Annotated in this window: 19 protein-coding genes and 4 pseudogenes; 10 read left to right on the forward strand and 13 right to left on the reverse strand. The window is 62.3% G+C overall.

All coding sequences use genetic code 11. The features are described from left to right. Window positions 1-35: 35 nt before the first annotated feature. Entirely contained in the window at window positions 36-983 is a 948-nt protein-coding gene (locus ACSKB9_RS22290; RefSeq protein ID WP_438075770.1) for a DUF1186 domain-containing protein, read from the reverse strand. Between the two features lie 211 nt (window positions 984-1,194). Here ACSKB9_RS22290 and ACSKB9_RS22295 point away from each other — a divergent pair, with 211 nt between their 5' ends. Beyond that, the gene (locus ACSKB9_RS22295) at window positions 1,195-2,943 is read left to right on the forward strand and encodes a flavin-containing monooxygenase (protein WP_438075772.1); all 1,749 of its coding nucleotides are present in this window, start codon (window positions 1,195-1,197) and stop codon (window positions 2,941-2,943) included. Between the two features lie 82 nt (window positions 2,944-3,025). After that, window positions 3,026-3,967, forward strand: a complete 942-nt coding sequence (locus tag ACSKB9_RS22300; protein ID WP_438075774.1) for a metallophosphoesterase — start codon at window positions 3,026-3,028, stop codon at window positions 3,965-3,967. Between the two features lie 159 nt (window positions 3,968-4,126). On the opposite strand, the gene ACSKB9_RS22305 is transcribed toward ACSKB9_RS22300, so the two are convergent. Then, a complete protein-coding gene (locus ACSKB9_RS22305; RefSeq protein WP_438075775.1) occupies window positions 4,127-5,392 on the reverse strand; it encodes a S1C family serine protease in 1,266 nt (421 codons plus the stop codon). A 466-nt stretch (window positions 5,393-5,858) separates the two neighbouring features. Here ACSKB9_RS22305 and ACSKB9_RS22310 point away from each other — a divergent pair, with 466 nt between their 5' ends. After that, window positions 5,859-6,170, forward strand: a complete 312-nt coding sequence (locus tag ACSKB9_RS22310) for a hypothetical protein (protein WP_438075777.1) — start codon at window positions 5,859-5,861, stop codon at window positions 6,168-6,170. A 1,219-nt stretch (window positions 6,171-7,389) separates the two neighbouring features. Here ACSKB9_RS22310 and ACSKB9_RS22315 read toward each other — a convergent pair. Then, the gene (locus tag ACSKB9_RS22315) at window positions 7,390-7,632 is read right to left on the reverse strand and encodes a hypothetical protein (protein ID WP_438080345.1); all 243 of its coding nucleotides are present in this window, start codon (window positions 7,630-7,632) and stop codon (window positions 7,390-7,392) included. 270 nt (window positions 7,633-7,902) lie between these two features. Next, window positions 7,903-8,916 carry a 1-aminocyclopropane-1-carboxylate deaminase gene (locus tag ACSKB9_RS22320; RefSeq protein WP_438075779.1) on the reverse strand — a complete coding sequence of 338 codons (1,014 nt, stop codon included), beginning with the start codon at window positions 8,914-8,916 and terminating at the stop codon, window positions 7,903-7,905. A 161-nt stretch (window positions 8,917-9,077) separates the two neighbouring features. Here ACSKB9_RS22320 and ACSKB9_RS22325 point away from each other — a divergent pair. Together ACSKB9_RS22325 and ACSKB9_RS22330 are read left to right on the forward strand one after the other, a co-directional pair. Continuing rightward, window positions 9,078-9,543, forward strand: a pseudogene (locus tag ACSKB9_RS22325) (Lrp/AsnC family transcriptional regulator). A 172-nt stretch (window positions 9,544-9,715) separates the two neighbouring features. Further along, window positions 9,716-10,873 (forward strand): Ig-like domain-containing protein, encoded by a 1,158-nt coding sequence (locus ACSKB9_RS22330; RefSeq protein ID WP_438075781.1) that lies wholly within the window; start codon window positions 9,716-9,718, stop codon window positions 10,871-10,873. 20 nt (window positions 10,874-10,893) lie between these two features. Here ACSKB9_RS22330 and ACSKB9_RS22335 read toward each other — a convergent pair whose 3' ends face one another. Continuing rightward, the gene (locus ACSKB9_RS22335) at window positions 10,894-11,055 is read right to left on the reverse strand and encodes a c-type cytochrome (protein WP_438075783.1); all 162 of its coding nucleotides are present in this window, start codon (window positions 11,053-11,055) and stop codon (window positions 10,894-10,896) included. Further along, window positions 11,052-11,273, reverse strand: a complete 222-nt coding sequence (locus ACSKB9_RS22340; protein ID WP_438075784.1) for a c-type cytochrome — start codon at window positions 11,271-11,273, stop codon at window positions 11,052-11,054. The genes ACSKB9_RS22335 and ACSKB9_RS22340 overlap by 4 nt, the downstream gene beginning before the upstream one ends. A gap of 153 nt (window positions 11,274-11,426) precedes the next feature. Here ACSKB9_RS22340 and ACSKB9_RS22345 point away from each other — a divergent pair. Beyond that, a pseudogene (locus ACSKB9_RS22345) lies at window positions 11,427-12,232 on the forward strand (NAD-dependent protein deacetylase). A gap of 156 nt (window positions 12,233-12,388) precedes the next feature. Here ACSKB9_RS22345 and ACSKB9_RS22350 read toward each other — a convergent pair. The 6 genes and pseudogenes from ACSKB9_RS22350 to ACSKB9_RS22375 all read right to left on the reverse strand — a co-directional run bounded on the left by ACSKB9_RS22350 (window position 12,389) and on the right by ACSKB9_RS22375 (window position 15,834). Further along, a complete protein-coding gene (locus ACSKB9_RS22350) occupies window positions 12,389-12,685 on the reverse strand; it encodes a hypothetical protein (RefSeq protein ID WP_438075785.1) in 297 nt (98 codons plus the stop codon). After that, a pseudogene (gene minE, locus ACSKB9_RS22355) lies at window positions 12,682-12,959 on the reverse strand (cell division topological specificity factor MinE). Before minE ends, ACSKB9_RS22350 begins: the two are co-directional and overlap by 4 nt. Then, on the reverse strand, window positions 12,959-13,774 hold the full coding sequence (minD, locus tag ACSKB9_RS22360) for a septum site-determining protein MinD (protein ID WP_438075786.1): 816 nt from the start codon (window positions 13,772-13,774) through the stop codon (window positions 12,959-12,961). Before minD ends, minE begins: the two are co-directional and overlap by 1 nt. A 21-nt stretch (window positions 13,775-13,795) precedes the next feature. After that, a pseudogene (gene minC, locus ACSKB9_RS22365) lies at window positions 13,796-14,513 on the reverse strand (septum site-determining protein MinC). Window positions 14,514-15,247: 734 nt separating this feature from the next. Further along, window positions 15,248-15,505: a hypothetical protein gene (locus ACSKB9_RS22370; protein ID WP_438075787.1), complete on the reverse strand. Its 258-nt coding sequence runs from the start codon at window positions 15,503-15,505 to the stop codon at window positions 15,248-15,250. 44 nt (window positions 15,506-15,549) lie between these two features. Further along, window positions 15,550-15,834 (reverse strand): hypothetical protein, encoded by a 285-nt coding sequence (locus tag ACSKB9_RS22375; RefSeq protein ID WP_438075788.1) that lies wholly within the window; start codon window positions 15,832-15,834, stop codon window positions 15,550-15,552. 248 nt (window positions 15,835-16,082) lie between these two features. Here ACSKB9_RS22375 and ACSKB9_RS22380 point away from each other — a divergent pair, with 248 nt between their 5' ends. Next, a complete protein-coding gene (locus ACSKB9_RS22380; protein ID WP_028335246.1) occupies window positions 16,083-16,319 on the forward strand; it encodes a DUF6894 family protein in 237 nt (78 codons plus the stop codon). A gap of 623 nt (window positions 16,320-16,942) precedes the next feature. Continuing rightward, the gene (locus ACSKB9_RS22385; RefSeq protein ID WP_438075789.1) at window positions 16,943-17,359 is read left to right on the forward strand and encodes a hypothetical protein; all 417 of its coding nucleotides are present in this window, start codon (window positions 16,943-16,945) and stop codon (window positions 17,357-17,359) included. Window positions 17,360-17,411: 52 nt separating this feature from the next. Here ACSKB9_RS22385 and ACSKB9_RS22390 read toward each other — a convergent pair whose 3' ends face one another. Continuing rightward, a complete protein-coding gene (locus tag ACSKB9_RS22390; protein WP_438075791.1) occupies window positions 17,412-18,068 on the reverse strand; it encodes a LuxR C-terminal-related transcriptional regulator in 657 nt (218 codons plus the stop codon). A gap of 461 nt (window positions 18,069-18,529) precedes the next feature. Here ACSKB9_RS22390 and ACSKB9_RS22395 point away from each other — a divergent pair, with 461 nt between their 5' ends. Next, complete coding sequence (locus ACSKB9_RS22395) at window positions 18,530-19,450, forward strand: LuxR C-terminal-related transcriptional regulator (protein ID WP_438075793.1); 921 nt, start codon at window positions 18,530-18,532, stop codon at window positions 19,448-19,450. A 96-nt stretch (window positions 19,451-19,546) separates the two neighbouring features. Continuing rightward, the gene (gene galE, locus ACSKB9_RS22400; protein WP_438075795.1) at window positions 19,547-20,557 is read left to right on the forward strand and encodes a UDP-glucose 4-epimerase GalE; all 1,011 of its coding nucleotides are present in this window, start codon (window positions 19,547-19,549) and stop codon (window positions 20,555-20,557) included. The last annotated feature ends 95 nt before the right edge of the window (window positions 20,558-20,652 follow it).

Here is a 20,652-nt window from a genome sequence, read left to right on the forward strand (position 1 = left end):
GCTTTGGCCGGCGCTGAGACCGAGGGAGCCGCAGCTCAACGCTGGTCAGCGAGACAGCATTTCTTGTATTTCTTGCCGCTGCCGCACGGGCATGGGTCGTTGCGCCCGACATGGCGCAAGGGATTCCTCACGGGTTCGGTGTGGCTCCACAATGTATCGAGATCGTCCCCAAAGGGGGCATCCAGATCGTCGAAGGTCTCGTTGTAGCCGTAGTCGGTCCCTTCCATTTCCTGGACCGCATCCTTGATATAGCCGAGGCCAACTTCCTCGAATCGTGCGATTTCCTCGGGTCGCTGCTCGGCATCGACGAGCATCTCGTCGAACTCGCGGCGTCCTGTCATCCAATCGGGTATACGCCCGTCATCGAAAGCGCGATACGCCAAGGGCGCCAGCTCGCGCAGCCCCAGGAGGGCAATTGCCTGCTGCCACGCGTACCAGGCATGGTTCTCGTCATCCGCCAGGTTTTGCTCGTGGAATGCTTTGAGCAGGCGCTGCATGCGCTCCCGCCCGATCATCCCATTCCATGTGAGGAAGGTGGCCGCGCCGAGAACCTGCTCGCGCGCAAATTGATCGACGGACTGATCCACGACCAGACTCAACAAGGCGTCGACATCCCCGTCAAAGACACCCGCGACAATGCGCGCCATGCTTTCGGTCAGGCAGTCACCCAACAGGTCATCAAGTTCGCTTTCGGGTCTGCGCAGCAGTCGCAGCAGGTCGCGGCAAACATCCGTGTCACGAGCTCCACCGAGGATGTAGACACCTCGGAACAGCAGCCTGGCCTCATCGTCGGACAGTTCCTCGCCGTTCCCTGCCCGGGCGACGATGGCGCGCAGCGCGGGGGCCGCTTCTTCCATTCTGATCAGGCACATTCCGACTGCGGCCGCAGGCAATTGTTTCTCGGTCGCGACGGCCTCAAGATAGTCTTCGATCGGCCCCAAATCGCCCCGCTCGAAGATAGCTTCTACTTCTTCCTTCTTCATGGGACCTCGATCTTTGCCGGCAGATGAACGGTCACGACAGAACAACTACCCGATCACCGCTTATCCTCATCCTCTCCCAGAGACAGCATAGGAGCTATTCGCTGGACGGCAATACGCTTGCTTGCGGGCCGCGCCGCCCTCGCCCTAATCTTTGCCCATCGCGTCCAACGAGACGCGGGCAAGACATAACGATATAGGGAAGAGACGGCCCATGGCTCAGGAGAGCACCGCGCGCAAGGCTGCGCGCCCTGCCGAGACCGGAACGTTCGATGCCGTGGTGATCGGCGCCGGGTTCGCCGGCATGTACATGCTGCATCGGCTGCGCGGACTCGGCTTCACCGCGCGGGTCTATGAAGCCGGCGGCGGCGTCGGCGGCACCTGGTACTGGAATCGCTATCCCGGCGCGCGTTGCGACGTCGAGAGCCTGCAATATTCCTTCTCGTTCTCCGAGGAACTCGATCAGGACTGGAGCTGGTCGGAGAAGTATTCTCCGCAGCCCGAAATTCTCGCTTACGCCAATCACGTCGCCGATCGCTTCGATCTGCGCAGCCAGATCGTGTTCGACACCCGCGTCACCGCGGCGGCCTTCGACGAGCAGGCAGGCACATGGCTGATCGAGACCGACCGCGGCGACAGGGTCACAGCAAAGTTCTGCATCATGGCGGTCGGCTGCCTGTCGGCGCCGAACCGGCCGGCTTTCGCGGGCATGGCGGATTTCCGCGGGCCGATCTATCACACCGGCGAATGGCCGCATGAGGGCGTCGATTTCAGCGGCCTGCGCGTGGGCGTGATCGGCACCGGCTCGTCGGCGATCCAGTCGATCCCGATTATCGCGCAGCAGGCCTCCGAGCTCACCGTGTTCCAGCGCACCGCGACCTGGTCGGTGCCGGCATGGAACGAGCGGCTGTCGGCGGAATATCTGAGGGAAGCCAAGGCGCATTATCCGGAGCTGCGTGCCAAGGCCCGTGCGCGCCCGACCGGCTTCTATTTCCAGTTCAACGCCCAGCCCGCCTTGCAGGCGAGCGAGCGGGAGCGCGAGCAGCAATACGAAGAAGCGTGGCAGCGCGGCGGCCTGCCCTTCCTCGGCGCGTTCGGCGATCTCCTGTTCGAGAAGGCCGCCAACGACACCATCGCCGATTTCGCGCGCGAGAAGATCCGCGGCATCGTCAAGGATCCCGCCACCGCCGAGCTGCTGTGCCCGCGAAACGTGTTCGGCTGCAAGCGGCTCTGCGTCGACACCAATTACTTCGAAACCTACAATCTGCCGCATGTGAAGCTGGTCGACGTGTCGACGACGCCGATCGAGCGCTTCACGACGGAAGGCATTATCGTCGACGGCACCGAATACAAGTTCGACGCGATCGTCTCCGCCACCGGCTTTGCCGCCATGACCGGCTCGTTCGACAAGATCGCGATCACCGGCCGCGGCGGGCAGACGCTGGCCGAGAAATGGCGGGCGGGCCCGCGCGCCTATCTCGGCCTTGCCTCCGAGGGCTTTCCGAACCTGTTCATGATCACCGGGCCCGGCAGCCCGTCGGTGCTCGCCAGCATGATCCAGGCGATCGAGCAGCATGTCGACTGGCTGGCGGATTGCATCAGTCATATGCGCGACATCGGCGCCGGCACGATCGAGGCGGTCCGCGACGACGAGGACGCTTGGGTCGCCCATGTCAACGACGTCTCCACGGTCTCGCTGCGCTCGACCTGCAGCTCGTGGTATGTCGGCGCCAACATCCCGGGCCGTCCCCGCGTGTTCATGCCCTATATCGGCGGCTTCCCGATCTATGTGCAGAAGTGCAATGAGGTGATGAACTCGGGTTACGACGGCTTCGTGCTGCAGGGTGGGCGCAACGGCAATGCGCCGCCGCAGGTGCGCTTCACCGAGCGCTGGCAGGTGCCGCTCGACATCGAGGTGATCTCGCCGGCCGCGGTCGCCGCGAAGCGGGTTCCCGTGGTCTGAGTGCCGGCGGTATCCCCAACGGGATTGCGCATGATAGTGTCGCGCCGGTCCGCGCTTCGCATCGCGGGCCGCACGGGGGACGATGGCCGATACGGCATTGCAGGGACTGGTCGAGCGGATCGGCGCGGATCACGTCGTGCGCCGGCTTGGGATCGAGGCCGCGCAAGAGAAGCAGGTGTTCGGCCAGGGCACGCTGCTGTTCAACGTCGAGAACTGGAAACTGGCGCCGCGGATCATCGAGACCGCGCTCAAGGTGACCGGCCTGCACGGCCGCGCGCGGCGCAACGCCAATTGGGTCGAAGTGCGGCGCAATCTGGTGACGTCGGCGCGCCTGCCGGCGGCGTTCGACGGCTTCACCATCCTGCATCTCAGCGATCTCCACGCCGACATCAGCCAGGACGCGATGCGGCATCTGATGGACATCGTGCGCGACATCGCCTGCGATATCTGCGTTCTCACCGGCGACTACCGCGGCAAGACATATGGTCCGTTTGAAACGAGCCTCATGTTGATGCGGGATCTGTGCGCGCGGATCAAGCTGCCGCTCTACGGCGTCCTCGGCAATCATGACAGCATCCGCATGACGCCGGCGCTGGAGGCGATGGGCATCAGGATGCTGTTCAACGAGCAGGAGCCGATCACGCGCGATGGCGCGACGATCCACCTCGCCGGGATCGACGACGCGCACTTCTACCGCACCGACGACATTGCAAAGGCTGCCGCGGCGATCCCGCGCGATGCGTTCTCGATCCTGCTGGCACATACGCCGGAATCCTACCGCGCGGCGGCGGCGGCCGGATTCGACCTGATGCTGAGCGGCCATACCCATGGCGGTCAGCTCTGCCTGCCCGGCGGCATCGCGATCAAGCTGGAGGCGCGGCTGCCGCGCCGGATGGGCCGAGGCGCCTGGCGGTTCGGCGCGCTTGCCGGCTACACATCGGCCGGCGCAGGCACCAGCCTGGCGCCGGTGCGGCTGAACTGCCCGGCCGAGATCACGGTGCATACGCTGCGGCGGCTCGGTTGAGCTCCGCCCGTACCTGGCAGGCGCCCATTGCCAAAATATAGAAAACAACCCCATGCAAAGGAGTCGGCGGCTGCCCGGACGTCGCAAGGAAAGACGCGTGGCCGGTAGCCAGATGCAGTCGCCCTGCCCCAAGGACGGGGAGAGGGAGTGGCGGAGGCCTCAGTTTCCCCGTTTCGCGTTCGCGCTCTGCTCGTTCACCGTGCAGGTGATCAGCAGCGTGTAGCCGCGCGCATTCTTGGCAATCTCGGCGGTTTCCTTCTTCATCTCCTCGCGCCACTCGGCGGTCCGGTACGCCACCGCGCTGTTGTCGAGAAAGTCGCGCAGTGCGCCGGTCTTGATCGCGAAGTTGATGTTCTCCGGGATGGTCCCCGTCGCCCGCGCCATCCTGACCGCGTCGAGCTTGGCAGCCACCACGCCGACCACCGCGCCGGTGAGGTCGAACAGCGGACCGCCGCTGTTGCCCGGCTGCACGGCGGCGCTGATCTGCAGATGACGGGTATCGTTGAGGATGCCACTCAGCGAAGAGACAATGCCCGTGGTGACCGTGAAATCGGATGTCAGCAATCCATGATAGGGATAACCGATCGCCACGACGCCGTTGCCGACCAGGATGGGGTTTTGCCTGAGGCTGACGACATCCTTGAAAGGGGTCGGCGCCTGCAGCAACGCGAGATCATTGGTCTCGTCATCGGACACCAGGCGCAGCTTGACCGGCGCCTCGCCGCTCAGGTTGCCCGTGATCTCGCTGCAGCCGCCGACAACATGGTGATTGGTGACGACGTGGCCGCTGCTGCTGACCACAAAGCCGGTGCCGGTCCCCGATCTCGCCTGCTTCGCTGGCGGCGCGCTGGGTGCTGCAGCCTGCTGCGGCGCCGCCGCCGCAGGCTTTGTCGCGACAGCGAACTCGCCGGCATTGGAGACGCCGTTCTTCTTCACCGAGACGACGCAGTTGAGCAGAGTCGGCAACAGCTGCGCGGTCTGATTGAGGTTGAACTGAAACAATTGTCTCTGCGCGAATGCCGTCATCTGGCGCGCCTTGCGGAACTGGTTGATCAGGCTGGAATTCACCGGCATCTCGACATTCACGAGCTGGGTGCCGAGCGGCATGCCGTAGACGTTGAACGCCGGCTGGCCGTCAAAGGTCAGCGCCAGCGGAAAGGCCTCGCCCGGCGTCAGACGCCAGCTGTCATGGGCAAAGCCGAGCCGCCAGCTGCCATTCTCGGCGATCGACACCATGAAGAAGATGCCGCTTTGATAGGTGGTGCCCGCCGAGCAATGGGTGAAGGCGCCATTCTTGTCGTTGGTGAAAGCGCCGCCCTTCCAGTTGCCGACCGTGATCGAGCCGTAGGGACCGCGGGCGCTCGACGGAGTTGCAGACGCAAACAGCCACGCGGCCGCAACGGCCGCCCAGATCGCAACTCTCATGACGCGCACTCCCCCAGCCACAACCCATCATAGGAGGCGGCGAAATTCATCCGCAAGTGGTGCGCGGCTTGGTCTTTGGTCCTGCGGCCACGCAAGTCCGCCGCAAATGAGGCGATCGCCACACCCTCAGGTTACAGAACCTATGTTCCTATTATGTTCCTATGTCAACCGAGGTACTGGCCGTATTTAAGCCCCGGTGTCCCCAAGTTGAATCTTGGAGTTCCTAATTCCGATTAAGCGAACGAAAACCGTAGCTTGGCCGATGTTCTCGGCAAGACTACTGAGTCGCACGCCAGATGTTCTGGCTTTTGCAATCCGCCAAGTGTTCTCCCTCCAGGGCAGAAGTGTTACCGGGGTTCTCCGTGGGTGAACGGAGTTCCAGCCTCCGCTACCGTCTCCCTTAGCATTCCGCATGGAATAAGCCCGCCATCGCAGGGGTTGGAAGCTGAGGGAGGTCGAGCAAGCCATGGAAAGCGAAAGCGCGCCTTCAGGGCCGGGTGAAGCCGCATGGGAAGCGTGGACATTCGATGAGCCCGTCATCGTCGCGCTAGCCATTTGGGCCGCGCTATTGGTGGCCCACGTCATCGCGGCGTCGGTGTATTATTGGCCGGAGCGGCGCAGCCCGGAATGGTTGGCCGTTCTTGCGATCTTGGCCTACTGGCCAATCCTGGTGTCGATCATAGGTCTTGGCCTTGTTCTAAAATATCTGATCCGACCGCTGATCGGACAAATAAAACTGTTCCGGCGAAAGTCCGATATCAAAGGCGTCGTTGAGTAAGGCCGCCTCAGTTGGCGGCCTCTCCGTTTTATGATCTCGATCCATCGGCGCAAGCTCAATTCAAATCGCTCGCGCACTTCTGCTTCCGAGTTAGCCGTCACGCCAAATGAGAGCGGCGCGTCCCTTCCTGTAGTTGCGACCCATTCTCCGCAAGCTCGCGGCTGAATCTCCGGCACAATCCCCGGCTTGGGGCTGAAACATAGGCAAATGCAGCCCCGGTCGAAGCGCCCTCTAATACGACACCATGACGTCGGAAGAGATGCGAGCGATGGCAGCGCAGTGTGATGATGTGGCCTTGAAGCTACTCGCTCCCGAGCGCGCCATTGTCCGGAACGTCGCAGCCCAATCGCGTATGCTGGCACACCAATCCGAGATGGCGACGTAGAGAGTGGCGATCAATCAGGCCCTCCAGCGAAACTGTTCCCCGTGACGCCCTCAAGGAAACGGCCCCAGCGCGTTGGAACGAACGCTGAGGCCGCCTTGCCGCGCCGCTGAGAATAAGGCGGCCCCGGCACGTAGCTAGCGCCGGGGCCAGAGGGATTGTCATTCCCATGAGAACGCGACCCTGCGCCCAATAGGTCTGTTCCCGCATTTGCATAGGAAAGTCAGCTTGCGTTTCATCGCAGATGCGATGCGGCACTCAAGCAAACGGCCCCAGCACTCGGGCAAGGAGGCTGAGGCCGAGGAGCGCCCGTGGGGTAGGGAAAGATTATGGACACCCCCGCGTGAGCTAGAACCTCGATGGTACGGAAGGGCATTTGCATATGTGAATGAGTGTCCTGATTTCCCCAAGCGAATGTCCTAACTGGGACAGCATCTCAACCGGGGTGCTGTCCGCATTTAGGCCCCGTGTCCCAAGTTGATTTTGGAAGTGTCCTGATTAGAAAACGGCCCCAGCGCCGGGAGAGCGCTAAGGCCAAGTTGACGTTTCCAATGAGCTACGGCAGTTCAGCCGATCAGAAGCCAGCCTAAGCTGATGATGAACGCGACGAGCGATATCCCCGCCAAGCCTATGAGGCTGAACTCGACGCCATCTAAATCGGTCCTGAACATAATGTTCAAAGCATTACACGTCGGATCAGCGGGCGCTTTAGCGTATGTCAGTCAGCGGCTGTGTCCCATTTCCAGATTCCACCGGGCATCAGATGTCCTAATTCCCCTGTACGAGTGCCCTAACCAGGACAGCACCTCAACCGGAGCATTGCCGCCAAGGCGGACGCTACTGCGGCTCCCCGACCGAGGAGCGCGCCGGCGGATTTGGATCGCTGAACCAGTACCAGGATGCGAGGGCATGGACGCCGACGCCGATCAGGAAGATGCCGGCGTAGAGTTCGACCGCATGATTCATCGCCAGCAGGCGGGGATGCGGCGCGGCACCCTGGCCCTGGTAGGTCCAGACCCAGTGCCCCACGGCGACGATGCCAGTGCCGAGCGCGGCGATGGCTCGGCCGAATGCATTCATCCTCACGCGATGGTCTCCCAACTCGCCCGGCCCGGCAAAAATACCGGGCGAAGCTGACGCGGACCTGACGTGGGACATGGAACGGATGGGGGAAGGTCGGGATGGGGGTCAGCCGCAGGCGATGATGCAAGCGGAGAGAGCAGATCCCCACCCGCTTTGCTCTGCGAGCAAAGCGACCTCCCCCTTTCAAGGGGAGGTAAGAATGCGATCCCCGGATTTCGCTGCGCTGCATCCGGGCTACGAAGCCACGAAATCTGAAGGCCGCCCGCCTCAGCCGTTCCTGAACGCGTAGGCGTAGCCGTTGAGCGCCGGTGCGCCGCCGAGATGGGCGTAGAGCACCTTCGATCCGGCCGGGAAGAAGCCCTTCTGCACCAGATCGATCATGCCCTGCATCGACTTGCCCTCATAGACGGGGTCGGTGATCATGCCTTCGAGCCGCGCGCTGAGCCGGATCGCCTCCTTGGTCTCCTCCGACGGCACGCCGTAGGCGGGATAGGCGTAGTCCTCGATCAGCACGACATCATCCTCGACGATGTCGCGGCCGAGCTCGACCAGCTTTGCGGTGTTCTGCGCGATCGACAGCACCTGCGCCTTGGTCTGCGCGGGCGTGAACGAACCGTCGATGCCGATCACGTTGCGCGCGCGCCCATCGGCGGCGAAGCCGACCAGCATGCCGGCATGGGTCGAGCCGGTCACCGTGCAGACGATGATGTAGTCGAACTTGACGCCGAGCTGACGCTCCTGCGCGCCCACCTCCTCAGCGAAGCCGACATAGCCGAGCCCGCCATATTTGTGCACGGAGGCGCCGGCCGGAATCGCGTAGGGCTTGCCGCCCGCGGCCTTGACCTCCTCGATCGCCTGCTCCCAGCTCTTGCGGATGCCGATGTCGAAGCCTTCGTCGACCAGCCGCACATCGGCGCCCATCACGCGCGAAAGCAGGATGTTGCCGACGCGATCATAGACCGCGTCCTCATGCGGCACCCAGCTTTCCTGCACCAGCCGGCACTTCATGCCGATCTTGGCCGCGACGGCCGCGACCATGCGGGTGTGGTTCGACTGCACGCCGCCGATCGAGACCAGCGTGTCGGCGTTGGAGGCGATCGCATCGGGGATGATGTATTCGAGCTTGCGCAGCTTGTTGCCGCCGAAGGCGAGCCCGGAATTGCAATCCTCGCGCTTGGCATAGAGCTCGACCTTGCCGCCGAGATGCTTTGACAGCCGATCGAGCTTCTCGATGGCAGTCGGCCCGAATGTGAGTGGATAGCGCGCGAACTTCTCCAGCATGCTGGCATCCTCTTTGGTGGTCTGAAACGGCGGCCACAGCTATCACCCCTGGCGCGAAAGGTGCTCTCTAACTCAGCTCGCGCAGTTCCTGAAGATTGCCGGATTTGGCCCAGATGATATGCTTTCTCTCACAAAATTCGCCAATGCTGAGAGATTCTTCCATGTCCGCCCAACTCGACCGCATCGACCTCAAGATGTTGAGATTGCTGCAGAAGAACGGCCGGCTCAGCAATGCCGAGCTGGCCGATCAGGTCGGCGTCAGCCCCGCCACCTGCCATCGCCGGACGCAAGCGCTGTTCGACGAGGGGTATCTCAGCGGCGTCCGCGCCATGGTGGCGCCTCGCAAGCTCGGCAAGGGCACGCTGGTGATGGTCGGCGTCGTGCTCGACCGCTCGACACCGGAAAGCTTTGCGAGCTTCGAGCAGGCGGTGGCGAAGCTCGAAATGCGTGCTCGACTGCCACCTCGTCGCGGGCGATTTCGACTACTTCCTCAAGATCCGCGCCGGCGACGTCGACGACTTCAAGCGCATCCATGGCGATCAGCTGATCGCGCTGCCCGGCGTGCGGCAGACCCGCACCTTCTTCGTCATGAAGGAGGTGGTGGACAATGCGGCGCTGGAGTTTTGAACCTGACGGGCCGGGCGCCGCGAGCCGCCAGGCCAGCCGGCCTGCCCGAGAGAAGTAATCCCTTCATCCGACTTGATGGCCGGCGCAAACCGGCGCAGTCTCTCACTAAATCCCCGCGGGGGGCGGGGGTCGCGCGCGGATGCGCGGGGGACATCATCCGCGGATGACAATCATGAACGCCACGGCGATCCGACTGGTCATTCCGTTGCTGGCACTTGCCGCCGGCGGCACGGCGGCGCTCGTCTTCGGCATCCGCCAAACCCAGCAAATCCTGGGCGGGAGCACGCCTTTGACGGCGACGGCACCATCCGCGCCAGCGCCTCCGGCGCGAGACCAAAACAAGACCGCGCTGGCAAAGGCGCAAACCGAGACCGCGGCCCTGGCCGACGTGCTGGCGGGACCGGCGACGGCACCAGGCGGCGACGCGGTGCCGGAGTTCGACGTCGTCAACATCGAGCCGACCGGCGAGACCGTTGTTGCCGGCCAGGCGCTACCGGGCACGACGGTGGAACTGCTGCGCAATGGCGAGGTGCACGATCGCGTCGTGGCGGACAAATCCGGCCAGTTCGTCATGGTCCCGCACCCGCTTCCGCCGGGAAACTATGACCTGACCCTGCGCATGACGCGCGACGGCAAGCAGGTGACCTCCAAGCAAAGCGTGGCGGTGGCGCTCGAGGCTGCGACGCGAGAGCGCCCGATGGTGGCGCTGATGGCACCGGACAAACCGGTCCGCGTGCTGTCGCAACCTGCGGCCACGGCGCCGGCGGCTGGGAAAGTGGCCATCGAGGCCGTCCAGACCGAACCGGACGGCAAGCTCCATGTGAGCGGTCAGGCAGTTCCCGGCGCGACCGTCCGGCTCTATCTCAACGGCAGCTTGATCACGTCCGCGACGGCCGACGAGGCGGGGCATCTCTCGGTCACGATCAACAAGGGCGTGACCGCCGGCAACTATCAGGTGCGGCTTGACGACGTCGACCCCACCTCCGGCAAGGTCCGCGCGCGGGCCGAGGTGCCGTTCAACGTTCCGGACACGATGACGACCGCATCGATCCCGGCATCGCCAACCTCGCCCGGCCGTGCGGATGTGGCCAAACCGCAGCTCGCCGCGGCGGCAACCGCCACCGCATCCGATGTGAAGTCCCCCTCCGCCGTGATCGTGCCGAAGATCACCACGACCACCGTCGCCCGCGGCGACAGCCTGTGGCGGATCAGCCAGCGCGCATTCGGCGCCGGACAGCGCTACGCCGTGATCTATCGGGCCAACTCGCAGCAGATCCGCAATCCCAATTTGATCTATCCCGGCCAGGTCTTCGTCGTCCCGGCACGGTGAGACCGGCCTTCCGCCAACGGTCACTTGCCGGGGGATTTCAGGAACGCCACGATCCTGGCGCGATCCTCCGCCGAGCGCACGCCGGTATACGGCTTCATGCCGTTGCCCGACACCACGGCCTCGGGATCCTCGATGAAACGCAGCAGCGTGCTCTCATCCCAGACGATGTCGGATGATTTCATCGCTTCCGAATAGGCAAAGCTCGCAACCGACCGGCCTTGCGGCCGACGACATTGTGCAGGTTCGGGCCAACGCGGTTGTCGCCGTCCTTGACCGTATGGCAGGTGCGGCAGGAATTGTTGAACGCCTGCTCGCCGGACACGCCCGCATCCTGACCATGGGACGGCGACAGCGCCAGCGACATCAGCCCGCAAACGACGACGATGAATCCCGGCCGCATCGATCACTCCGTCGGCAATTGCGCCAGGCAGACAGGCGCGCGCAGCACCACGCCTCGGATGCCATGCCGTCAACGCAGAGGCGGCGTGAAAGGTCCGCTCGCGGCAGGCCCCACATCTGGCGCAGGTGCGTGCGCCGCACTAGATGTGCTGCCATGCCACACCCCGCCCTCGAGGATTTCGTCGCCGGCCACCAGCGCCTGTTTGTCCTGACCGGAGCCGGCTGCAGCACCAATTCCGGCATTCCTGATTATCGCGACAGCGACGGCAACTGGAAGCGGACGCGCCCGGTGACCATCCAGGCGTTCTTGGGCGAGGCGGCGACGCGGCAGCGCTACTGGGCGCGCAGCATGGTGGGCTGGCGACGGTTCGGCCGCGCCGCGCCGAACGGCGCGCATCGCGCGCTGGCCAAGCTCGAACAGCAGGGGCGCTGCGAGCTGCTGCTGACCCAGAATGTCGAACCGCCTGCACCAGGCCGCCGGCAGCCGGCGGGTGATCGACCTGCACGGCCGAATTAGACGTGGTGCGCTGCCTCGGCTGCGGCGCGACGATGCCGCGCGAACAATTCCAGCACGAGCTCGCGCAACGAAACCCCGCCTGGCTCACGCTCGATGCCGCCGACGCTCCCGACGGCGACGCCGATCTCGAGCAGGATTTTTCGTCGTTCGTGGTGCCGGCCTGCGACGCCTGCGGCGGCGTGCTGAAACCCGATGTGGTGTTCTTCGGCGAGAATGTGCCGCGCGATACGGTCGCGTCGGCGCAGGCGCATCTCGAGCAGGCCGACGCCGTGCTGGTGGTCGGCTCCTCGCTGATGGTCTATTCCGGCTTTCGCTTCGTCCGGATGGCGGAGCAGCGCGGCCTGCCGATTGCCGCCGTCAATCTCGGCCGCACCCGCGCCGACGAGCTGCTTACCCTCAAGATCGAGGATAGTTGCGAGAGCGCGCTGGCGTTCTTGCTGTAGGTCGCCTGTCTCTTCCCGTCATTGCGAGGAGCTCGCGACAAAATTGCAAAGCAATTTTGCGCTGAAGCGACGAAGCAATCCATCGTTCCGCATACGCGGAGGGATGGATTGCTTCGCTTCGCTCGCAATGACGGAGCAAGCAGTCACAACCAGCTCTCACGCGCGGTGGCGCGGCGCCTTGGCCATCGGCATGTTGGCGTTCCAGTGCGTCCAGCTGACGCTGGCGAGGCTGCCGAGATCCGTCGCCAGCGGACGACGGGTGCGGCGCTCGTACTCCGCGATGCAGCGGCCCAACTCGCCGATCTTGCGCTGCAACTCGTCGATCGTCATCTGCGTCGCGCGGCCGCAATTGGCCTTGCCGAGCTGATCGGCCTCGATCGCCTTCAACGCCGCCCGCAGCTTCTTGAGCTGCGCGCGCTGCCAGGCAATGTGGCTATCGCTGTCTGCCGTCATGTGGCCGCCACCATCTTTGATCGTTGCACGCCATTGGGAACCTCGATGTCGACCTCGAGCATCGAGACGAACTTGCCACGGTCCATCCGGACCACGACCTTGTCGGGTCGACGTCGATATGCTTGGAAACCACGCTCAGGATTTCCGAGCGAAGTGTCTCCAGGAGATCTGGCGCGCCGGTCCGGCCACGCTCATGCGAAAGCAGGATCTGCAACCGCTCCCGCGCGACGGGCGCCGATGCGGCGCGGCCGCCGAACAGCCGCATTACGTTCATCATGCCGCCCTCCGTCGCAGTAGCCGATCCATCAACCTCTTGCGTTGAACCGGCACGGTCATCTCCACCGCCTCGCCCATCAGGCGGCGTACCGCGTCGGTATAGGCCCGCGCCGGCGCGCTGCTTGCTGCGTTCAGCGTGACCGGACAGCCGACATTGGAGGCGCGCAGCACGTCCTGGCTTTCCGGGACGATGCCGAGCAAGGGGGTCGCAAGGATTTCCAGGATATCGTCGATCGACAGCATCTCGCCGCGCGCCGCGCGGCCGGCATCATAGCGGGTGACCAGAAGATGCTTCTCGACGCGCTCGCCGCGCTCGGCGCGGACCGTCTTGGAATCGAGCATGCCGATGATGCGGTCGGAGTCGCGCACCGACGACACTTCCGGATTGGTGACGATGACGGCCTCGTCGGCGTAGCGCATCGCGAGCGTCGCGCCGCGCTCGATGCCGGCCGGGCTGTCGCACAGGATCCAGTCGAACTTGGTCTTGAGGTCGGCGATCACGTGCTTGACGCCCTCTTCGCTCAGCGCGTCCTTGTCGCGGGTCTGCGACGCCGGCAGCAGCCAGAGATTCTCCAGCCGCTTGTCGCGGATCAGCGCCTGCGGCAGCTTGGCAACGCCCTGCACCACGTTGATGAGGTCGAACACCACCCGACGCTCCGCGCCCATCACCAGATCGAGGTTGCGCAGGCCGACGTCGAAATCGATGACGACGACGTTCTGACCCATTTGCGCGAGCGCCGCGCCGAGCGCGGCGGTTGAGGTCGTCTTGCCGACGCCCCCCTTTCCAGACGTCACGACCAAAACCTTGGCCATTCTCTCTCTCCTTGTGGTCGGTCAGTTCAATGGTGTGATGCGCAGCATTTCGCCCTCGAGCCACGCCTGGGCGGGCCGGTTGCGCAAGCTGTCGGCGATTTCTTCCGCAGTCTGGTAGTAGCCGTCGATCGCGAGCAGCTCGGCCTCGATCCTCTGGCAGAAGATGCGGGCCGCCGAATTGCCGTTGATGCCGGCCATCGCCCGGCCGCGCAGCGTTCCGTAGACATGGATCGAGCCGCCGGCGACGATCTCGGCGCCGGAGCCGACCGAGCCGAGCACGGTGACGTCGCCCTCGGCAAACACGATCGACTGGCCGGAACGGACCGGGCTCTCCAGCAGCAGCGACGGCAACTTGGTCTTGTCCTTGTCCTTGCTTTTTTCCTGCACCTGCGGCTTCTGCGGCTCGACATGGGTGATCGCGCAGGCCCGGCCGCCGGTCAGAAGCGGCGGCATGTTGGCGCCGAGCTTCGAATTCGTCGACACCCTCGATGCCGAGGATGCGGATGTTGCGCTCACCGAGGCTGCCGATCAGATGCGCGATCGCGGTCTGGCTGAGATCGACCGCCGAGAGGTCGAGCACGATGGGCTTGCCGGTGAAGAAGCCCGGCGACTTCGCCAGCGTCGCGTCGATCTCGGCCAGCCAGGACACGACAGGCACGACCGGCGAGAAAACGAACGCAACGTAGGAACGGCCGCGCATGCGGACCTGCTGACGTGCGACCTGTTGAGTTGCGTCCATCGCCCCTGACTCGGTTGTCTTGTCGAATGGTTAACAATCGGACCGCATGGTTAATCAAAGGTTAACGCGATCAGGGTTTTCACCGATTTGGACAGCGCTCGCCCCGGGGCCTCGAAACGCGCTTTGGCGTTTGAACAGATGTGAAATTGAGGGAGATACGGCCGCGTTTTTGAGCTGGATCAATTTTCTTCGCGCCAGACGGGGCTATCATTCCGGCAAGCGTTTGCAGACGGCGTCATGACCCACTCCAGCTGGATCGAGATCCTGCGGTGCCCGAAATGCCGACGCACGGGCCACGCTGAGCTTTCCGAGGTCGCCCCGCTTCGCAACCGAATTGTTCGGATCTCGGAGGAATTCGAAGTTCGCCCGACGAGCGCGGCGACGATTTCCAGTGCCGGGCTTGCAAGCTGCCAGCCCTGCCATGACAGCGGATGCCTTGGCGCGCATCTGCCAATCATGCCGAAAATCATCCTTGTAGCTATTCCGCCTTGATATTCGCCGACTTGACGATCGGCCACCATTTCTCGACCTCGGCGACTGCCTCAGGTCGATCACCCGGACGAGGTCGACACCGCAATCAAACTCCACCTGCGGGAGTTCGCGCCAACGGCGTGAGGCGTATCACCCGCCGGCAAGCGCGACTTGGCGGCGGCGCGATCTATTTTGGTCTAGGAGGCTTGGCCCGCCGAAGGCCCGCGACGTCGTCGCGGGCCTCCCGGGAACGGCTATGCCGATCAGTGGACCGAATGGTCGGTGCGGGCAGCGGCCCGCGCGGTCGTCATCTTGTTGCGGGGCGTCAGAACGCTGAGCTGATGCGGCGTCGCCGACGTGGTCGCAACAGGCGCCTGCTCGCGGGCATTGGCGGCGCCAATCACGCCGGCCTGCACCGCCGAGATCGGCAGGCCCGCAGCCTCATAGGTCGGAAGCTCCGCAGCGGACGCGGCGGTTGCGATCGCGAGTGCGGCAAGGGTGGAGAGGGAAATCTTGATCACGGAAGGCTCCTCAATGGCACGTGAGAAGCAGAGTTAGTCAGCTATTATTGCAATGCAATATCAATATTGCCGCACCGCACAAATAATTGATCGCCGACGCGCTTGGCGAGTACCGGGGCCGTCGCGAAATACTGCTTGCCGGCTTCGGGTGTTAGGTATTGCCGCACGCTTCCCTGACCATCCGAGAGATCTCGGCGCGCCCGGTGGTCCGCAGCCGTTTCCCGCTGGTCGGCCGCCTGCCTCAGCTTCTGTAACGGCGTGATTGTATTCGCGGTGACGAGCGGCGTTCTCTGCTTCCCGCCGGCCGCTTGCCATTGTCTCGAAATCACGATGACCGAATCGCTGGCTCATTGCCGACAAGCCCGCACGAATTCGGCTGGTCTCCTCTGTCGACCCGATGCGTCGCTCGACCTTCCGAACCGATGATGGTGCAGGTCCACGTCGGGGTACCCAACAATGATGATCCGCCCTCCTAGAATAGCGGCTTGCCGTCCGCCTCACCGTGGTGCGATGACACCACTTTGATGCGTCGAGCTCGTCGCAGTCGTCGGAATGTTCGCCTCATCCGGAGACATCAATGCCGCGGTATTTTTTTCATATCCACGGCGGCCATTCAGTGCTCGATGATGTCGGCCTGGATCTTCCCGACATTTTCGCCGCACGGACGACGGCGATTGAACTGAGCGGCGAGATACTCAAGCACGACGTGACGGAGCCATTCTTGCGTCATCTTCGCTGGCATGTCGAAATCAGCGACAGCCCCGAGCCGGGCGGCCAGTCACTGTTCGTCCTTCAGTTTTCCATTGCGGCATGAATAGCAGCGAACGCAGCGCTCGCTTGCAGCGCCTCGTGGCCATCTTCAAACTTCCCGATGGAACGAAGCATGCAAGCTTGATGTCCAGGAGGAGTACTCTGAAAGCCCCGGCGACACGCTGAGCGAAAGCTGCAATTCCCGTCCATTGCGGACGGACCAATCGCCGGCTTGCTTTGGCTCGCAGAAACCAATCACGACTACACAATGGAGAAGAAGCTTTCTGCCGATCAGCTTTCAGATATCACCGCCTGGTGTCTCGAATTTGTATTCGCGCCTAGACCTGACCTCGGAGGTCCCGCATGACAGCAAGGCACATCTGGTACGTCTCCTTCATTGATCAACGCGATGCTCCGCCCGACAGGCACGCACGAAGGACTGCGACATTCGTATCCGAACAGGATGCGAAGCAGTTCACAAGGAAACTGGCGGAGGACCAGCGCATCGAGAGACTTTCAGCTGGAACGATCAACCCGTACCGGCCCAAACGGGTCATCGGATCCAGAGACATTGGCCAGTGGCTTGGCAAAACCTAGCCCGCCATGGTGATCCGCAGTTGAGCTTGCCCCCATCGTGCAACGACGATCCATCTCTTTAAAACGGCCGCGCCTGAAGAGTAGTTGCGAATGCGAATGATGAAACCAGGTTACTGCGCTCTTGCTGAACCACAAGGGATGACGCAAACCGTATTCCGATGCTTGGCTTGGGGTTTGATCCTAGGCCTCTTCATCGTCACCGATACACCGCTGGCATTCCGTCCGCACACGTTGATATCGGCGAACATCGATCGTTTTGCAGCTCTGTTCATTGTCGGGGTCGCCTTTTCGCTCGCCTATCCGAAGCACGTGCTGCCAATCCTGCTCGTCCTTCTCGCTATAGTCGTCGGCTTCGAACTCATCCAAAGACTGCTCCCCGACAGACATGGATACGTAAAGGACATGTTCGTCAAAGGCGCCGGCTGTTGTGCAGGCGTTTTCATCGCAACTGCCTTGAGACGCTCGTTTTCCGCAATCTCCAGGCGGACAGACAGCCCGTTGGCCTAGCGGGGATGATCATCGCGCATGAAGCTCGATGAAAAACGCCGGTCCGTCGCCGCTATTCGACGGATGGAGACCCGGTCGGCCCGGAATATGAGACGGCAAGCGTAGCAAGGACGGTCCTGTTACTGATCTCGAGCTTGCGGAAGATGTGGTGCAGATGAACCTTGATGGTACCGTCGGCCACCTTCAGACGGCGGCCAATCTCCTTGTTCGACAAGCCCTCCGACACCAAACGCATGATCTGACGCTCGCGGTCCGTCAGCACCGCAAGATATTTCTCCGGGATCGTCGTTTGCGCATAAGGGATGGCTTCTTCGTACGAGGGCGGAGGCAACGTCTTCTGGCCGTCGGCGACTTGCCGCAACGTCTGCAAGAGCGTTTCGGGCTCCTCCTCGCTCAGAAGAACACCGCAAGCTCCTGCTGCTGCGAGCATGGCGAGATCGCGATCCTCAACCGAGGCGGCAAGAAACACGAGCCGCACACCAAGCGCCCCGGAATTTGCGACCTCGAGCATGGCCTGCCCAGAAATGTCAGGCATCGACATGTCCAAAATGGCGATGTCGGGCGCGAGGCTCTGTATTGCCTTGAAGCAGCTCGCAATATCATTGCAGCGAGCAACAACTTTGAAATCACGCTCTGCTTCGAGCAGGCTGTTCAGACCCAATAAAACGACTGGATATCTACTGGCAATGACTACACGACTGAAATGCATTTCCGATCAACCCTCAGTCCCCCTCAGTTCAGATCGGCGCCCACGTCATTAACAAGCTACTCCAATATGAGACATTTCAGTAAGGTTTTGTTGTCGCTTGGTCCCGTGAATCTACCGCCTGGAGCGCGCCGACAAACACGATTCCACAACGCGTAATCGCAGCGACGATCCGACGCACCCTCAGCGAGCGCCTGTCGACCAGGACCGAGAGATCACCCTCGTCAGTTTGGCAGCCCCAAATGCCTATAACCAACGGTATATAGGGATATTGGGGATTAGCATCTAACATTCTTAAATATTTTGAGAGTGGGTTAAGCGCTTGTCGTCCCAGGTTTGTTCTATCGACCGAATCTGAGGAAGCTTGTTTTTACGTCGTTCTTTTCAGCTGGGCGGGCCACCAAAAATGAACCGGGTTCAACCCTTCAACCGCTTGTATCATTGTAGCGTCCGGGAGAGTTTCCATGAGACGACGATATCCTTTTGCCATTGCACTGGTTGGTGAAAATAGTCTTCGCAAAGAAGGCCTTGCAAGAATTCTAAATTCGGAGAATTTCGTCCTAACCTCGATATACGACGCCGATGATTGGCCCAGCGACGAGGCGCTTCAGAAAGCCCCCGCCAGTCCGGCATTGTTCCTCATCGTTCATAGTGGCGATGATTTTCGCCCGACAGTCGAGCAAATCGACTCGTTCAAGCGCCGTCACGCGGATGCACGTGTCGCAGTTGTAGCGGATCACTTTCATCTGAATGATCTGGTTGCCGCATTCCGAGCCGGCGCCACCGGATATTTCATCGACGTGATGAACTGCGACGCGTTCATCAAGTCCATCGAACTCGTCATGATGGGTGGGACGGTATTCCCGCCGGCATTCTTGGAGTCCGCTCTCGAGACCGAGAAACGCGAGGTGGACGATGCTCCTGTACCCAACGATGACGATCATGCCGTCGCAACGGCAGATGACACGCTGGCTCAGCAACTATCGCCGCGCGAAGTTTCAATTGTGCAGTGCCTGATTGAAGGCAATTCCAACAAGTGCATTGCGCGCAAGATCAAGATTGCCGAAGCCACGGTGAAGGTTCACATCAAGGCGATCCTTCGCAAGATCCGGGTTCAAAACAGAACGCAGGCAGCAATCTGGGGATTGAACCATCGATCTGCGGCTTGGTCGAGAAACAGCAGTTCGGCGCATCAGATCGTTGACGTGACCGAGCGGCTCCTCCCACCTGGCCGGGAAATTCCCAAGATTGCGAGAGCGGGCCGGCCGGCGCCACTTGGCGCGATCGACCATGCGGAGAACTACTTCGAAGTCTCCCTCGCCAACGGCCATACCCGCAAGGACATGAGCTCAAAAGCCGACGGGGCGATCCGACTGCGGAAATAGCTGAACTCGTCCGGTCTGGCGCATCGGCATCACCGCGCGGGATGATTTCCCGCGCCCGGCGAGCATTGACCACGCAGACGCGAAACGGAAGCGGAAATGATCTTGTTGACCGGCGGTGCCGGCTATATCGGATCCCACATCGCTGTCGCCCTACTCGACGCCGGGCTCGATGTCGTCGCGGTCGACAATCTTTCCAACAGCAACAGCGCCTCTCTCGAACGGATACGAGCCATCTGCGGGCGATCGGTCATTTTCCGGCATGCCGATATTCGCAATGAAGAGGCGATCTACCAGATCCTGCGCGCCCACGACGTGACTGCGGTCATTCATCTCGCCGGCCTCAAGGCGGTGGGCGAGTCCAGCGCTCAACCCATCACCTATTACGACAACAACGTCGTGGGAACGATGCGGCTCGTGTCGGCCATGACGCGAGCATCCGTCAAGACGCTGGTCTTCAGTTCATCCGCAACCGTTTACGGGACACCCGCGTACCTGCCGCTGGACGAGAAGCATCCCGTCGCACCGATCAATCCGTACGGCCGCACAAAATACTTCATCGAAGAAATACTGAGGGACCTTCATGAGTCCGACAAGGATTGGCGGATTGCCATCTTGCGCTACTTCAATCCGGTTGGCGCCCACGAAAGCGGACTGATCGGAGAAGATCCCCTGGATGTGCCGAACAATCTGTTGCCGATTGTGGCACAAGTGGCGATCGGACGACGTCCGACGGTGCATGTTTGGGGAAACGACTATGATACTCCGGACGGCACCGGGATCCGCGACTTCATTCACGTTGTCGATCTTGCATCCGGACATCTGAGCGCCCTTAGCCAACTGAGACAGCCCGGCCTTCTGACGGTCAATCTCGGAACAGGAAGCGGCAGTAGCGTCATGGACGTGATCCGGACATTCAAGGAAGTGAGTGGCCGGCCCGTGCCGTATGTGATCGACCAACGCAGGGTCGGTGACGTCGCAATCTGCTATGCCGATCCAACTCTCGCGAAGAACCTGTTGGGCTGGACATCAACGCGATCGCTGACACAGATGTGTGCCGACCATTGGCATTTTCAGATGAAGAACCCGAATGGCTATCGCGGCACGTAGTCGGCGAGAGCCATCTGCGTCTTCGAGAATTTCTGTCTTGTTCGAGGCCTGCTCAATCCCGCGCAAGCCAGACGACTGCTCTCATCGGCAAGCTC

The organism is Bradyrhizobium sp. BR 1433, from assembly GCF_051547665.1.
Taxonomy (GTDB): Bacteria; Pseudomonadota; Alphaproteobacteria; order Rhizobiales; family Xanthobacteraceae; genus Bradyrhizobium; species Bradyrhizobium australafricanum.